The 13,949-nt window shown below is 66.2% G+C and carries 16 protein-coding genes; 4 read left to right on the forward strand and 12 right to left on the reverse strand.

The window, feature by feature from the left end; all coding sequences use genetic code 11:
- Positions 1–60: 60 nt before the first annotated feature.
- Positions 61–2,238: a S9 family peptidase gene (locus SPI01S_RS01685; RefSeq protein WP_245653432.1), complete on the reverse strand. Its 2,178-nt coding sequence runs from the start codon at positions 2,236–2,238 to the stop codon at positions 61–63.
- A 391-nt stretch (positions 2,239–2,629) separates the two neighbouring features.
- Between SPI01S_RS01685 and SPI01S_RS01690 the strand changes: the two genes are divergently transcribed.
- A complete protein-coding gene (locus SPI01S_RS01690) occupies positions 2,630–2,923 on the forward strand; it encodes a hypothetical protein (protein WP_066717667.1) in 294 nt (97 codons plus the stop codon).
- 30 nt (positions 2,924–2,953) lie between these two features.
- Here the strand turns inward: SPI01S_RS01690 and SPI01S_RS01695 are convergent, their stop codons facing one another.
- Positions 2,954–3,346 (reverse strand): GAF domain-containing protein, encoded by a 393-nt coding sequence (locus tag SPI01S_RS01695; protein WP_084253203.1) that lies wholly within the window; start codon positions 3,344–3,346, stop codon positions 2,954–2,956.
- 392 nt (positions 3,347–3,738) lie between these two features.
- On the opposite strand from SPI01S_RS01695, the gene SPI01S_RS01700 reads away from it, so the two are divergent.
- Entirely contained in the window at positions 3,739–4,047 is a 309-nt protein-coding gene (locus SPI01S_RS01700; RefSeq protein WP_245653433.1) for a hypothetical protein, read from the forward strand.
- 362 nt (positions 4,048–4,409) lie between these two features.
- Here SPI01S_RS01700 and rplS read toward each other — a convergent pair whose 3' ends face one another.
- From rplS to SPI01S_RS01725, 5 genes are read right to left on the reverse strand one after another with little or no spacing between them, the layout of a single operon-like run.
- Positions 4,410–4,796 carry a 50S ribosomal protein L19 gene (gene rplS / locus SPI01S_RS01705; protein WP_066717104.1) on the reverse strand — a complete coding sequence of 129 codons (387 nt, stop codon included), beginning with the start codon at positions 4,794–4,796 and terminating at the stop codon, positions 4,410–4,412.
- Between the two features lies 1 nt (position 4,797).
- Positions 4,798–5,532: a tRNA (guanosine(37)-N1)-methyltransferase TrmD gene (trmD, locus tag SPI01S_RS01710; protein WP_066717107.1), complete on the reverse strand. Its 735-nt coding sequence runs from the start codon at positions 5,530–5,532 to the stop codon at positions 4,798–4,800.
- On the reverse strand, positions 5,529–5,906 hold the full coding sequence (locus tag SPI01S_RS01715; protein ID WP_066717110.1) for a type II toxin-antitoxin system VapC family toxin: 378 nt from the start codon (positions 5,904–5,906) through the stop codon (positions 5,529–5,531). Before SPI01S_RS01715 ends, trmD begins: the two co-directional genes overlap by 4 nt.
- Complete coding sequence (locus tag SPI01S_RS01720) at positions 5,899–6,168, reverse strand: AbrB/MazE/SpoVT family DNA-binding domain-containing protein (protein WP_066717112.1); 270 nt, start codon at positions 6,166–6,168, stop codon at positions 5,899–5,901. The genes SPI01S_RS01715 and SPI01S_RS01720 overlap by 8 nt, the downstream gene beginning before the upstream one ends.
- Positions 6,169–6,224: 56 nt before the next feature.
- Positions 6,225–6,590 carry a PIN domain-containing protein gene (locus SPI01S_RS01725; protein WP_066717115.1) on the reverse strand — a complete coding sequence of 122 codons (366 nt, stop codon included), beginning with the start codon at positions 6,588–6,590 and terminating at the stop codon, positions 6,225–6,227.
- Positions 6,591–6,645: 55 nt separating this feature from the next.
- Here SPI01S_RS01725 and SPI01S_RS01730 point away from each other — a divergent pair, with 55 nt between their 5' ends.
- Positions 6,646–7,548, forward strand: coding sequence for an NAD(P)/FAD-dependent oxidoreductase (locus SPI01S_RS01730; protein ID WP_066717118.1), 903 nt, complete (start codon positions 6,646–6,648; stop codon positions 7,546–7,548).
- Between the two features lie 12 nt (positions 7,549–7,560).
- Here the strand turns inward: SPI01S_RS01730 and SPI01S_RS01735 are convergent, their stop codons facing one another.
- The 4 genes from SPI01S_RS01735 to ffh form a co-directional block, all read right to left on the reverse strand.
- Positions 7,561–8,952, reverse strand: a complete 1,392-nt coding sequence (locus SPI01S_RS01735; RefSeq protein ID WP_169804438.1) for an aspartyl protease family protein — start codon at positions 8,950–8,952, stop codon at positions 7,561–7,563.
- 131 nt (positions 8,953–9,083) lie between these two features.
- Positions 9,084–9,572, reverse strand: coding sequence for a ribosome maturation factor RimM (gene rimM, locus SPI01S_RS01740; RefSeq protein ID WP_066717124.1), 489 nt, complete (start codon positions 9,570–9,572; stop codon positions 9,084–9,086).
- A gap of 72 nt (positions 9,573–9,644) precedes the next feature.
- Entirely contained in the window at positions 9,645–10,031 is a 387-nt protein-coding gene (gene rpsP, locus SPI01S_RS01745; protein ID WP_174539056.1) for a 30S ribosomal protein S16, read from the reverse strand.
- A 48-nt stretch (positions 10,032–10,079) separates the two neighbouring features.
- A complete protein-coding gene (gene ffh, locus SPI01S_RS01750; RefSeq protein WP_066717129.1) occupies positions 10,080–11,561 on the reverse strand; it encodes a signal recognition particle protein in 1,482 nt (493 codons plus the stop codon).
- 237 nt (positions 11,562–11,798) lie between these two features.
- Here ffh and SPI01S_RS01755 point away from each other — a divergent pair, with 237 nt between their 5' ends.
- The gene (locus SPI01S_RS01755; RefSeq protein ID WP_066717132.1) at positions 11,799–13,397 is read left to right on the forward strand and encodes a putative bifunctional diguanylate cyclase/phosphodiesterase; all 1,599 of its coding nucleotides are present in this window, start codon (positions 11,799–11,801) and stop codon (positions 13,395–13,397) included.
- On the opposite strand, the gene SPI01S_RS01760 is transcribed toward SPI01S_RS01755, so the two are convergent.
- Positions 13,372–13,896, reverse strand: coding sequence for a DUF924 family protein (locus tag SPI01S_RS01760; protein WP_066717134.1), 525 nt, complete (start codon positions 13,894–13,896; stop codon positions 13,372–13,374). The genes SPI01S_RS01755 and SPI01S_RS01760 overlap by 26 nt on opposite strands.
- Between the last annotated feature and the right edge of the window lie 53 nt (positions 13,897–13,949).

A 13,949-nucleotide genomic window follows, 5' to 3' on the forward strand; every position in this document is an offset into this window, starting at 1 on the left:
GCGCCGCTTTGCCGCGACGCGCCCCCGGACTTTTACGTATCCGTGTGCGTTCCTAAGGCCTTACTTGGTCAATGCGCGATCAAGGAAGCCAAGGATCGTGTTCCACAGATGCTCGCTGATGCCCGGGCCGCCTACCCGGTGCGTCTGGCCGGGATAGAGCATCATTTCGAACGGCACCTTCTGCTGCTGCAGCGCCGCATACATGGCGGTACCGTTCTCCAGCACGACATTGTCGTCCGACATGCCGTGGATCATCAGCAGCGGATCGGTGATCTTCGCCGCATCGCCCAGCGTGCTCGACGCCTTGTAGGCCTCCGGCACCTGGCGCGGATCGCCCATGTAGCGTTCGGTATAATGGGTGTCGTACAATTCCCACCTGGTCACCGGCGCGCCCGAAATGCCGGCGGCGAAGGTACCCGGCGCCGCCTCCAGCATCTTCAGCGTCATGTAGCCGCCATAGGACCAGCCATAGGTGGCGATGCGCTTCGCATCGACGAACGGCAGCGTCTTGAGGTAGTTGGCGCCGGCCAACTGGTCCTGCACTTCCACGCTGCCCATCGCGTGCCAGATCGCACTCTCGAACGCGACGCCGCGATTGGCCGAACCTCGATTGTCGATCTGGAACCAGATATAGCCGTGCTGCACCAGATATTGCTGGAGCGAGCCGCCCCAGGCGCGGCTGACCGTCTGCGAATGCGGCCCGCCATAATGCTGGAAGAACACGGGGTAGCGCTTGCCCGGCTCCAGCTTGGGGGTGATCATCTCCCAATGCAGGTCGGTGCCGTCGGGCCCCTTGATCGTGCCGAAGGTCCGCTCCCGATGCGCCGCCAGATAGGGCTGGTAGGGGTGTTTGGGATCGCTGACCGCATTTTCCTGCACCCAGGCGATCCGCTTGCCGTCGGCATCGGCCAGATAGACCTGGCGCGGTTGGTTGGGATTCGATCGGCTGACGATCGCGCGGGTGCCGCTGGCATCCATGCTGGCGCCGTTCCACCAGCCGCGCTCGGTCAACCGGGTGATCGCGGCGGGCTTGCGATAGTCGATCCAGTAGAGGTGCCGCTCCAGCGGATCGTCCTTGTTGCCCTGGAAATACAGGCGTCCGTGCTTCTGATCGACGCTGATGCCGTCGGGCGCTACTTCCCACGGGCCCTTGGTCAGCTGGGTGAATTTGCCCGCCTGCCAGCGATAGAGATGGCCGTGGCCGTCGCGCTCGGACCACCAGATCAGGCTGCCGTCGTCGAGCGGCTTGAGGCCGTAGCTGAGGTTGATCCAGCTTTTCGGGGCAGCCTTCTCACTGAACAGCACGCGCGCCGCGCCGGTGGCGGGATCGACCGCGAGCAGATCGAGCTGGGTTTGCGCCCGGTTCTCGCGCTGGACATACAGCGTCTTGCCGTCCGCCGCCCAATCGACGCGCGCCAGATAGATGTCGGGATCGGCGCCCAGATCCACCTTCACCCGCTTCTGCCCGTTCGGATCGACCACATAGAGTTCGACCAGGGCATTCTGCGTGCCCGCCTTGGGGTAGCGCTGCTGGACGATGCTGGTGCCCTCGGTGCCGATCGCTGCGCGGGTGACGATGCCCACGGGCGCCTCGTCGAACCGCTCGACCGCGACATAGGCGTCGTTCGGCGCCCACCAATAGCCGTCGCTGCGCGCCATCTCCTCCTGCGCCACGAACTCCGCCTCGCCCCAGTGCACGGTGCCGGCGCCGTCGGGCGTGACCCGGGTCGCCTTGCCGCTGTTCAGGTCCATGACGACGAGGTTCTGGTCCTGCAGGTAGCTGGCGAACCTGCCCGCCGGACTCAGCGCCGCGTTGAGCTTGGGCCCCGCAGCGGCGGGCAGCTTGTCGACCTCGCCCGTCAGCCGCGCGCGGAAAAGCTCGCCGTCCAGCGGGACCAGGATCGAACGCCCGTCGGGCGCCCAGTCATAGCTGACGATGCCCTTGGTGCCGCCGATGCGCGCCCGCTCTCGCTGCATCTTCTCCGCTTCGGACAATTCCGCGCCGGAGCCGAGCTTCTTCGAATCGACCAGCATGCGCCACTGGCCGTTCGCGGTATCCAGCGCCCAGAGATCATAGCGCTCGCGGTCATCGTCGCGGTTGCGCAGCAGCGTCAGATACTTGCCGTCGGGCGACAGCTGCACCGCCCGGGGGGCGGGTCCATCCAGCGCAGGGCTGCCGAAGAGTCGCTGCAGCGTGAGCGGCTGCGCGGACTGCGCCTGCGCCGCGGCCTCAGTCATGCTCACCCCCATTGCGATCGCCGCCCCGGCAACGCCCAGCATCCATTTGCGCATCCAACACTCCGCCACGCCGGCACCCATTGGCCCGGTGGCGATGGTTTATCGCCGGAACCCGCCGCGTAAAGGCCCCGCGCATTATCGCGGCAGATGAAACGCCCTCCGCATCCAGCCCCGATGCGATGCAGCCCAAACGCCCTCAAACGCCGCCGCAAGTCGCTTATATGCCTCACAAAAGCATAGTCGAATGAAAGACCTTCACCAACGCGAATAAACAGCCTCGACGGCAGACTAAATTATGTTAATATGCCATTCACGTAAGTTGCGGGAAAGACCGCAGCCTCCGGTGGAGGCGCGGAGTGAGGTGCGCTCAACCGATCAGGAGAAGTACCGCATGTCGGTGGATCGTCTTGCCAGGATGCGTACGGGTGCTCCGGTAGAATGCGCCACACGGTTGCTGCAAGAGCATTGGCCCCGTTCTACCTTGTTGACGCCGGCCGATGTCGGACTCGGCGGCCAGGAGACGGGTGCCGCTGACTTTCTGGGCCTTGTCGAATGGCTCAGCGATGCGGGATTTCTGAGCTACGAAGCCCTGGTCTTCAACAGCGACGGACCGATGCTGGTCGATGCGACCCTCACTGCACGGGGCCGCGCCATGCTTGCCCGCGAGGGCGATCGCGCCAACTGAACCGCGCCGGCCGGCAGCCGCTTCCGGCAGTCAGTGAATGCTGCACACGGCGCGGTCCAGGCACCCGGCAAGGGCCCGGAGCAGAGCGATATCCGCGTCGTCGAAATCGCGCTCGTTGCGGCCGAGCACGGCCAGGGCACCGATCCTGCGCCCATCGCGCCACAAGGGCACCGAAAGCTGGCTCCGGTACCCAAGGGCAAGCGCCTCTACCGGGTCTGCCAGTCGCCGCGCCGACTCTTCGGGATCGACACCGTCGGCCGCGGCAAGCACGATGCGCGCGCCGGCCTTGAGAACGGCCACCTCCGCGCGCAGCAGCGCCACCGCTGCCCGTACGATCCGGCTCTCTTCCGCCCCGATTTCGGCATCGACGTCCTGCGCGGACCGATTCGCCGACGTTGAACCGGCCAAACTCCAACTCGACATAGACATACCCTGGTGAAAACGGTTGCACCGTATGCGACTCGCGCACTTTGGTGCAGTACGGGAATGTACCATCGGCTTTTGCACCAGGATCGAGCGGCCACCCTGTTCCAGAACGAGACGGCACGAAGGAGTTATCAACCGGTAAATTCGTTTCGGACCTAAACCACATCTAGGCAGATTTTGCCTAGCAGCGTAAATGATGCGCCACAGCACGCGTGCGAATACGGAAAAGCCGATTCGCACCGCGGGCGGGTTAGGAATGTTGCGGAACCGGCCAAGGGTCGATGGCGTGGTTCTGATACATGCAGTTTCGAGCACCTCGTCGGGTAGAGCCATTTCGGCTCTTCCGTGCAGCCGAACGGCATGCGGACCATGTTGTTGAGGAGAACCTGATGTCGATGAGCGGGGAAGCCGGCGAGGCGCTTGGCGCACTCGATACGCGCTGCATCGCCGCGATCGCCGGCGTGCTGCAGCGCAGCTGGCCGGGAAGCGCAACCCTGACGCCGACGGCACTCAACCTCGGCGCGTCGCTGGATCATCACCACGCGTTCATCGCCGCCGTCCAGGGTCTCTGTGATCGTGGCCTGCTTGCCTATGAGGCGCTGCTGATCGGTATCGGCGGCCCGGAGGTTCGCGACGCGGCCCTTACCGCGCGCGGTCGGGCAGTCCTGCAGAACCAGAGCTTCCGCGCAGCCGCGTGAACGGCCGCCCCTTTCCCTTCCACATCGATGCGCCGGGACGGAATCGTCTGCGGCGCGTTTCTGCATCGCGGTGGTGCCGGCCAGCACCGGGGCGATGGCCCTCTATGCGCTGAAGATCCTGTGTCCTCAGCCCGCGCGCCGCTCGGCGCCTTCCCTGCCCCGTCACCATGCTGCTTCGACGAACACGGACTGCGGCCCTAGGGGAACCATGGGCCTCGACCGCGTCCGCCGCCGACTTGGCGACGGCTGGCCCGACGCGGGGTCCGCCCACCCCCCCCTGGAGCCGCGCTCCGGGATTGCATATGAAAAGGGCGTGCGAACCAGCCGGTCCGCACGCCCTTCGCGTCCTGGGAAGGCCGGCCTTATTCGGCGGCCTGCGCCTCGGTGCGGGTATCGCGGCGCTCGGCGATACGCGCCGACTTACCGGTACGACCACGCAGATAGTAGAGCTTCGCACGACGCACGACACCGCGACGCACGACCTCGATCGAATCGATGTTCGGCGAATAGAGCGGGAATACGCGCTCCACGCCTTCACCGAACGAGATCTTGCGGACGGTGAAGTTCGAACCCATGCCCTTGTTCGAACGAGCGATGCACACGCCTTCGAAATTCTGCACGCGGGTGCGCTCGCCTTCGACGACCTTCACACCGATGCGGACGGTATCGCCCGGACGGAATTCAGGAATCTTCTTGGCTTCGGTGAACTTGGCAATCTGCTCTGCTTCGAGCGTCTGGATGATGTTCATCTCAGTCAGTCCCATGTTTGCGCCGCGCGCCAGAGGGAGACTGGACCCGAGCGCCCTCGTGGCGCTCCCACAGATCCGGCCTCCTTAGCCGTGTATCGGTCTCCGCCATGGCGCGACGCCAGGCCTCGATCCTCGCATGATCCCCCGATCGCAGCACTTCGGGGATCGTGCGCCCTTCCCATTCGACAGGTCGGGTATATTGCGGATATTCGAGCAGCCCCGTTTCGAAGCTCTCGTCCATACCGCTGGAAGCCGCGCCCATTACGCCGGGAACGAGCCGAATGCAAGCATCGAGCAGCGTCAGCGCCGCCATCTCGCCACCAGAAAGGATATAGTCACCGATCGAGACTTCCTCGATGCCGCGGCCTTCGAAGACGCGCTCGTCGAATCCTTCGAACCGGCCGCACAGCACGATCGCGCCTGGACCTGCGGCGAGATCGCGCACCCGGTCCTGGGTGAGCGGTCGTCCGCGCGGTGTCATCGCGAGCAGCGGCCTGCCCTCGCGCGCGACGCTGTCGATCGCCGAGGCGAGCACATCGGCACGCAGCACCATCCCCGCCCCGCCGCCCGCCGGGGTATCGTCGACCGAGCGATGCTTGTCGGTGGCGAAGTCGCGGATCTGCACGGTGTCGAGCGTCCACAGCCCCTCGCGCAGGCTCCGCCCGGCAAGCGAAATGCCGAGCGGCCCGGGGAACATCTCGGGGTACAGCGTCAGGATGGTGGCAGCGAAGGTCACAGCGTCCAGTTCTCGAGTTTGAGGTCGGGGATGTCGGCGAAATCCCGTTCGTTGTTGGTGATCAGTGTCAGTCCGGCGGCCAGCGCCTGCGCGGCGATCAGCCGGTCCAGCCGCGCGCGGCGGAACGGCAGCCGAGCAAAGGCCTCGGCGGCGGCGGCGTCGAACGGCAGAAGCATAACGTCGCGCAGGAACGATGCGAGCGCCTGTTCCGCTCGCGCATCGCGAACGCCAAGTCGGATTTCCGCATAGCTGATCGCGGATAGCGCCAAGCTGCCCCTGGCCTGCGCACGAACGCGGGCGTTGAGCCGATCGAGCCCGCCCTGGAGCAGATAGATGCAGATATTGCTGTCGAGCAGAAAGGCCGGGTCAGTCATCGCGCCGTAGCTTGCGCATATCCCAATCGAGCTCGCGCGTTTCGAGTTCGCGGTCTTCCGGCGGAATTGGCTTCAGCCACGGTAGCGCACCGATCCAGTCACCCCCGATCGTCTCCTCGCTATCCACCGGCTCGACCGAGAAGCCCCGGCGCTCCTCGCGCAGCACCACTTCTGCGCCTTCCTTCAGGCCCAGCGCCTTGGGCAGGCGCAGCGCCAGCGAGTTGCCCGACTTGAAGATCCTGGCGCGATATTCCTCGCCCATGTGCTGCCTCCGTATATACATCCCGTATATACAATCACCGCGAAACCGCAACGCGGTCAGAACCAGTCCTCGATCCGCAGCCCCGGCACCGCCCGAAAGTCCCGCACGTTATGCGTGACGAGCGTCGCCCCCAGCGCCAGCGCATGCGCCGCGATCAACCGGTCATGCCGGCCACGGGCAGCGCGGGCAGCCGGAAAGGCACGCGCCGCTGAAGCATCGAACGCCAGGACGGGTAACTGGGCCAGCAGCGCATCGAGCGACGCGCCCTCTCCGCCCCCATCCATCAACTCGGCAAGACTGATCGCAGAAAGCGCAATTGCACCGGGCACCGCCGCAGCGATCCGCCGCGCGACCGGCGCACCGCCGCCCCGCAGCAGGCGGATGCAGACGCAGGTATCGAGCAGATAGTCGGGCGCGGCCATGCCCTGCCCTACACCGGATCGCGGAACCTGTCGCAAGCCCAAGCGCTGGCGCGCGATGGACGATTGCATCATCATCGGCGGCGGTCCGGCGGGGCTTACCGCGGCCATCTATCTCAGCCGCTACCTCCTGAAGATCCGCCTGTTCGATTGCGGATCGAGCCGCGCCGCGCTGATCCCCTGCACGCACAACCATGCCGGCTATCCCGAAGGCATCTCCGGCCTCGACCTGCTCGCCGCGATGCGCGCCCAGGCCGAGAAATACGGCACCGTGCGCGAAGCGGCGAAGGTGACGGGACTGCGCGTGCTGGAAAACGGCTTCGCGGCGACGGTCGGCGCCCGCGAGATTGGCGCGCGTTCGGTATTGCTCGCCACCGGCGTCATCAACCATCGCCCGCCCATGCCCGATGCACTTCACGATGCCGCGCTGGCGCAAGGCCGGATCCGCTACTGCCCGGTCTGCGACGGCTATGAAGTCACCGACCGGCGTGTCGCCATATACGGCACCGGCGAACATGGCGCGCGCGAGGCACTGTTCGTGCGCAGCTTTACCCGGGACGTCACGCTGATCGCCCCCGATCGCCACAACCTACCGCCGGACCAGCTGGCGCAGCTGGCGGCAGCCGGCGTCGCACTGGTCGACGGCCCCGCCACTGGCTGGGCGATCGAAGGCGACCGGCTCGCGCTTTCGACCACAGCCGGTCGCATGGCCTTTGACAGTCTCTACCCGGCGCTGGGCTCGCACATTCGCTCCGAACTGGCGGTGGAAGCGGGCGCACGTGCCGACGACAGCGGCTGTCTCGAGGTGGACGACCACCAGCGCACCTCGCTCCCCGGCCTGTTCGCGGCGGGCGACGTCGCCAAGGGACTCGACCAGATCAGCCACGCGATGGGCGAAGCAGGCGTGGCGGCGACGACGATCCGGAACATGCTCAATGCGGAGACGCCGCTGTGGCGCTAGAGGCTTCCGACCTCATTGTCCGGGGCCGGCAAGGCCGGGCAACGCCGCGCTCCGCCGCGCCCGAGCCATGCTTTTCCAGAAGGCGCCGATACCGGGCGCGTTCAGCACGATGGAACAGGCATCGGCAGCATCGCGACCCGACGCCGTGGTGCACCGATCGAATGCTTCCGTCACCCGCCCGGCGCCGACCGGCTCGACGGCCGGCAGCGGTGGCGCAGACGCAAAGCGCGCCGAGAGTTCGGCAGCACCGAGATAATCCCGCGCGACGATCGACACCGTTTCCCCGCCGCAGATGCGGACCTGCACCGTCTGCCCGACGGGCGGATTGATGGCGCCATACCGTCCCTTGAGCTCGGCGATGGTACGGCCGTTGAGCGCGCAGATCCGCTCCCCCGGCTTCAAGGTCGTCTCCGACGCCGGGGAGCCCAGCATCAGATGGGTAATCCGCAATCCGTCGAGATCCTTGCGGAACTGGATCCCGATATGGCTGGGATCGAGCACGTCTGCGGCTCGATCCTGCCCATAGAGGAGCAACCCACCCCCGCCTGCGTCGAGCACGAAGCTGGATCGCCGCAACACACCATATCCGACCGATGCAGCGAAACCCTGGCCGGAAAGCGGCCCGCCCGCCGGATCGATCGAGGCGAAAATCGGCCCGCGCCGGACTCCGCCGATCCCGATCGACGGGATACTGACCCAGCCTTTTATCAGCGGGCCGCCGCTGCCGACGCTTCGAATATCGCTTCGCTTGTGCACGCAGCTCTGCAACTCCTCACGCTCCGGCACGAGGTGAAGGTCGCTGTCGGTGCCGCTGTCGAGCACCGCCCTGACGGTCACGCCGCAGATCGTCGCGTCGAGCGTTGCAAAGCGGCTTTTGGGATCGATCCGGACCGGGATCGTCGCCGCGCCCTTCGGAAGATCGCCCCCGATGAGAAACCGCGCCCGACGCTGCTGCCACTCGACCTGCAGCGCCCATTTGCGGAGGAATTCGATTCCGATCGAAGCTTGGACCCGCTCGTCACGTCCGAACGGCTGGTCCGTCACCGTGACAGGCTCGTTCTTCAAGTGGATACCGCCGATGGTCAGTTCGGCGATGCGCGCCCTGGGATAATATTGTCTGCCGCCATAAGCTTCGGTGACGACCGGCTTCCCGCCCTCGGCCTTTTCCGCCTCGCTCAGCAATTTGGACGAAAGCAGCAAGCTGCCCGGCAGGGTCGATCCCGTATCGACATCTGCATAGGTCCTGTGACCGTTGACGATGATCGGCAGGATCAGGCCATCGCCTTCATCTGCGTCGAGCGGCATCCATTGGAGCGCCGCGTGCGCGTCGAAGCTGAGCGAGGGGAGATCTTCCGCCGTTGGATCCTGGGCACGCGCAGCGGGGGCAAAGGCCAGGGCAGCCATCACGAAAACCACGGAAAGAACGGTACGCATCTACCTGACGCCATTTCGATTCGAACGGACAACGACAGGAAAAAGGTAACGGCGAACCATTTCGGCACAATGGCGTGATGCTAGGGGAGACGCCCCCGCTCCTACTCGACGAACGCGGCCACCACGACGAGCCGGGTCTCATCCCACACCGGCACCGCCTCGGGCCGCATCGGCACCATGAAGCGCTTGCCGTCGGGCCGCTCGATTTCGATCACGTCGCCCGCGCCGTAATCGTCGATCGCGACGACGCGGCCGATCGCGGCACCGTCCTCACCCAGCACGGGCAGGTCGAGCAGGTCGATATGGTAATATTCGCCCTCAGCCAGCGGCGGGAGGGCGGAACGCGGCACCGTCAGTTCGGTGCCGCGCAGCGCCTCGGCGGCGTTGCGGTCGGCAACTTCGGCGAAGCGGGCGATCACACCATTGGATCCCCCGCGCACCGATTTCAGCGTCAGCGTGCCGCCGTTGAAGCTTTTGTGCGCCGCCAGATCCTCCGCAAAGACCTTCAGCCGCACCTCGCCGGCAACGGCGTGCGCGCCGATTACGACGGCAAGCGTCACCGGGCGGTCGCCGCGGTTGGAGATGGGCATAGGTTCAGCCATGGCGCAGGAGAGCGACGCAGGAAGCATCCCTCCCGCACGCGGCGGGAGGGACGTTCAGCCTCAAGCCTCGGCGGTCTCTTCGGCCGGGGCGGCAGCGGCTTCGGCGGCTGCCTTGGCCTTCTCGGCACGCTCCTCGGCGCGCTCCTTGGCCTTCTCGCCCGGAACGGCCTTGTTCGGGTTGTTGCGGGCCGCACGCTCCTTGACGCCGGCGACGTCGAGGAAGCGGAGGACGCGATCGGTCGGCTGCGCGCCGACGCTCAGCCAGTACTTGGCGCGCTCGCCGTCCAGCTTCACGCGCTCGGGCGAATCCTTGGCGAGCAGCGGGTTGTAGGTGCCGATCTTCTCGATGAACTTGCCGTCGCGGGGCGCACGGGCGTCAGCAACGACGATCCGGTAGTACGGGCGCTTCTTGGAGCCGCCGCGCGACAGACGCATGGAGAGAGCCATTCTACTTCACTTCCTTCTAGAGATACGATTGAAACAGGTTGAACTAAGTTACTTCTTCTTCAGCAAATTCTCGAAACCCGGCGGCAGCTTGGCGCCGCCCGGCAGACCCGGCAGGCCGGCGCCCACCTTGTCCATCATCTCGCCCATCTCGGCGCCGCCCAGCGCGTTGCCGATGCCGCCCATGCCGCCGCCCGGACCGCCCTTGGCGAGCATGCCCAGCATGCCCTTCAGGCCGCCCATCTTCTTCAGGCGCTTCATCGCGGTCTGCATCTCCTGATGCATCTTGATGAGCTTGTTGACGTCCTGCACGGTCAGACCGCTGCCCTTGGCGATGCGGATCTTGCGCTTGGCGTTGAGCAGTTCGGGCTTGGCGCGCTCCTTCGGCGTCATCGAGCTGATGATCGCGTCCATGCGCAGCAGCACCTTGTCGCCGCCGACCTGGTCGACCGCGGCCTGCGCCTTCTTCATGCCGGGGATCATCCCCGCCAGCGCGCCGATGCCGCCCATCTTGCGCATCTGCGCCAGCTGGGAGCGCAGGTCGTTCATGTCGAACTGGCCCTTGGCGAGCCGGTTCGCCATGCGCTCGGCGTCTTCCTGGTCGATCGCCGCCGCGGCCTTTTCGACGAGGCTGACGACGTCGCCCATGCCCAGGATGCGGCCGGCGACCCGCTTCGGATGGAACGGCTCGATCTGGTCGAGCTTCTCGCCCATGCCGGCGAACTTGATCGGCTGGCCGGTGACCGCGCGCATCGACAGCGCCGCACCACCGCGCGCATCGCCGTCCATCCGGGTCAGCACCACGCCGGTCAGCGGCACCTGCGCCGAGAAGTTGCTGGCGACATTCACCGCGTCCTGGCCGGTGAGCGAGTCGACGACGAGCAGGATTTCTTGGGGGCGCGAGATGTCGGCCACGGCCTTCATCTCGTCCATCAGCGCCTGGTCGACGTGGAGACGACCGGCGGTGTCGAGCATCACGACGTCGAAGCCCTGAAGCTTCGCCGACTGGAGCGCCCGGCGGGCAATATCGACCGGCTGCTGGCCGGTGACGATCGGCAGCGTCGCCACGTCGGTCTGCGTACCGAGGACGGCGAGCTGTTCCTGCGCGGCCGGGCGATTGACGTCCAGCGACGCCATCATCACCTTCTTGCCCTGCTTCTTCAGCAGCTTGGCAAGCTTGGCGGTGGTCGTGGTCTTGCCCGAGCCCTGCAGACCGACGAGCATGATGACGGCCGGCGGGGTAACGTCGATGTGCAGTTCGGCGGTATCGGCGCCGAGCATGTCGACCAGCGCGTCATGGACGATCTTGACGACCTGCTGGCCCGGCGTGACCGAACGCAGCACCTGCTGGCCGACGGCCTGCTCGGTGATCTTGTCGACGAACTCGCGGGCCACGGGCAGCGCGACGTCCGCTTCCAGCAGCGCCACGCGCACTTCGCGCATCGCGGTCCGGACATCGGCCTCGCTGAGCGCGCCACGTCCGCGCAGGCGCTCAAAGACGCCGCCCAGCCGATCGCTCAAACTCTCGAACATGATGCCCAGGTCACTCCAAATTCAGCCTCTGTCCCGCCAAACGCAAAACACGCCGGCGGACGAAACCTCGTCGGCCGGCGTCACCCCTTGGGGTGGCATATGTCTCGCGTCCACGGAGGAACGGTGGATCCCCTTAGCGGCAGCGGCGATGAAACGCAACCTCTACGGATTTAACCCGATCTACACGCCTCGCATGGGAAAACATGTCTTCGTTAGTATGAGGGGCGTAGTGCGTCGATGACGCGGCAACAGCATCAGGAGCGGCATCGACCGCGGAGAGATCGCACTGCTGCGATATTCAACGGACTGTGCGTCGTGTCCGCGCTGCTCGGCCTGGCGATCGGTGCGGGGATCGCATTTGATCTTATCGAGCAGTTGGTGCCCAGCCTGTGGCTGCTCGGCGGCCAGGCCCTCAATCTCGTCCTGATCGTCCTGTGCGGGCGCCGACTGGCAGCGCGTGCCATGCGACGCGCGGGGAGCGAGCGCGCGCACAGCCTTGCCAGCCGCGATCCGCTGACCGGCTTCCTGAACCGCAACAGCCTGACGGAGGAAGGTGCGGCGATGTTCGCGCGCGCCCATCGCCGCAGCCAGGCGGTGGCGATGCTGGTGTTCGACCTGGACCGGTTCAAGGCGATCAACGATTTGCACGGCCATGCCATCGGCGACGCGCTGATCGGCAAGGTGGCGCAGGAAGTCGCCCAGGCGCTGCCGCCGATGGCACTGGCCGGGCGGCTCGGCGTCGATGAGTTCGCCTGCGCCTTCCCGTTCGATCCGCGCGAGTCCGCGGCCGTGGAGCGGGTCGCCGAACGTATCGTCACCCGGCTCGCCCAGCCGTTCGAGGTCGACGGCCTTTCGCTGCACATCAGCTGCTCGCTGGGTATCGCAAGGTCCGACTTCGATTGTCCGAGCATCGACGCGCTGCTGCGCGCCGCCGACATCGCGGTGCATCAGGCGCAGAAAGCGGGGAAGAACCGCTTCGCCTGGTTCGATCCGGCGATGGAACGCGCACTGCAGGTCCGCAGCGCGCTCGAAAGCGGCCTGCGCGTCGCAATCCCGCGCGAGGAGATCACCCCCTATTTCGAGCAGCAGGTCGATCTGGCGAGCGGACGCCTGCATGGTTTCGAGGTGCTGGCACGCTGGGAGCATTCCACGCACGGCATGATCCCGCCCGATCGGTTCATCCCGGTCGCCGAGGAAACCGGGCTGATCGGTGACCTTTCGCTGTCGATCATGCGCCAGGCCTTTCACGCTGCGCGCGATTGGGATCCGGGTCTCAGCCTGTCGGTCAACATCTCGCCGGTGCAGCTGCGCGACGCATGGCTGGCCCAGAAGATCATCAAGGTGCTGACCGAAACCGGCTTCCCAGCCAGCCGGCTGGAGGTGGAAATCACCGAAAGCGCGCTGTTCGACAATCTGGCCCTTGCCCAGTCGATCGTCGGCAGCCTCAAGAACCAGGGGGTGCGGCTGGCGCTCGACGATTTCGGCACCGGCTATTCGTCGCTGGCGCATCTGCGCGCGCTGCCGTTCGATCGCATCAAGATCGACAAGAGCTTCATCCTCTCGCTCAACCAGAGCCCGGACTCCGCCGCGATCGTCAACACCATCCTGCGGCTGGGCGAGAGCCTCAACCTGCCGATCACCGCCGAGGGCGTGGAAGACGCCGCGATCGAGGAACGGCTGCGCGCGATCGGCTGTGCCAAGGCGCAGGGATGGCTCTACGGCAAGCCGCTGTCGATTGCCGGTGCGCGCCGGCTGCTCGCCGAGCGGCGGCTGATCCTGCAACCGGGTCCGCGCCTCGAGGCCGGCGATGCTACCAGCCAGACCCAGGCTGGCTGAGATAGTCGACCTCGTCGGGCATGGAAATCCGCCCCAGCGCCTCGTTCCGGCCCGGAAAGCGGCCGAAACGGCGGAACACCTCGGCATGATCGCGGGCATAGGCCAGCAATTCGTGATCCTCGAGACGCCCGAAGCAGTGCAGGCTGAGCGCCTGGAGTTCGGCATCCTCGGCATGCTCGAACGGCATATACAGGAATTGGCGATGCTCCTTCGGCATCCGCGCGTCCCAACCGCGTGCCACCGCCAGTCGCGCCAGCCGCTGCGCCAGCGCGTCGCCGGCGAACGCCTCCGCCTGCCCGCGATGCATGTTGCGCGAGAACTGATCGAGCAGGATCACCGCAGCGAGCAGCACTTCGGGGTCTTCGTCCCACCCGTCGGCGTCGCAGGCCAGCACCTGATCGCGCAAGTCGCCGAACAGATCCGCGATCTCGCGATCGACCCCGGCGGACCTCAGGAACCAATGTTCGGGCAGCAGCGCATCGAACCAGAACGCCAGCACTTGCCGGGCCCGGTGTTGGACTTCTGCGGTCGGCGTCCTTAGATCGCTGGCCA

It is taken from the genome of Sphingomonas pituitosa NBRC 102491 (assembly GCF_001598435.1).
GTDB lineage: Bacteria > Pseudomonadota > Alphaproteobacteria > Sphingomonadales > Sphingomonadaceae > Sphingomonas > Sphingomonas pituitosa.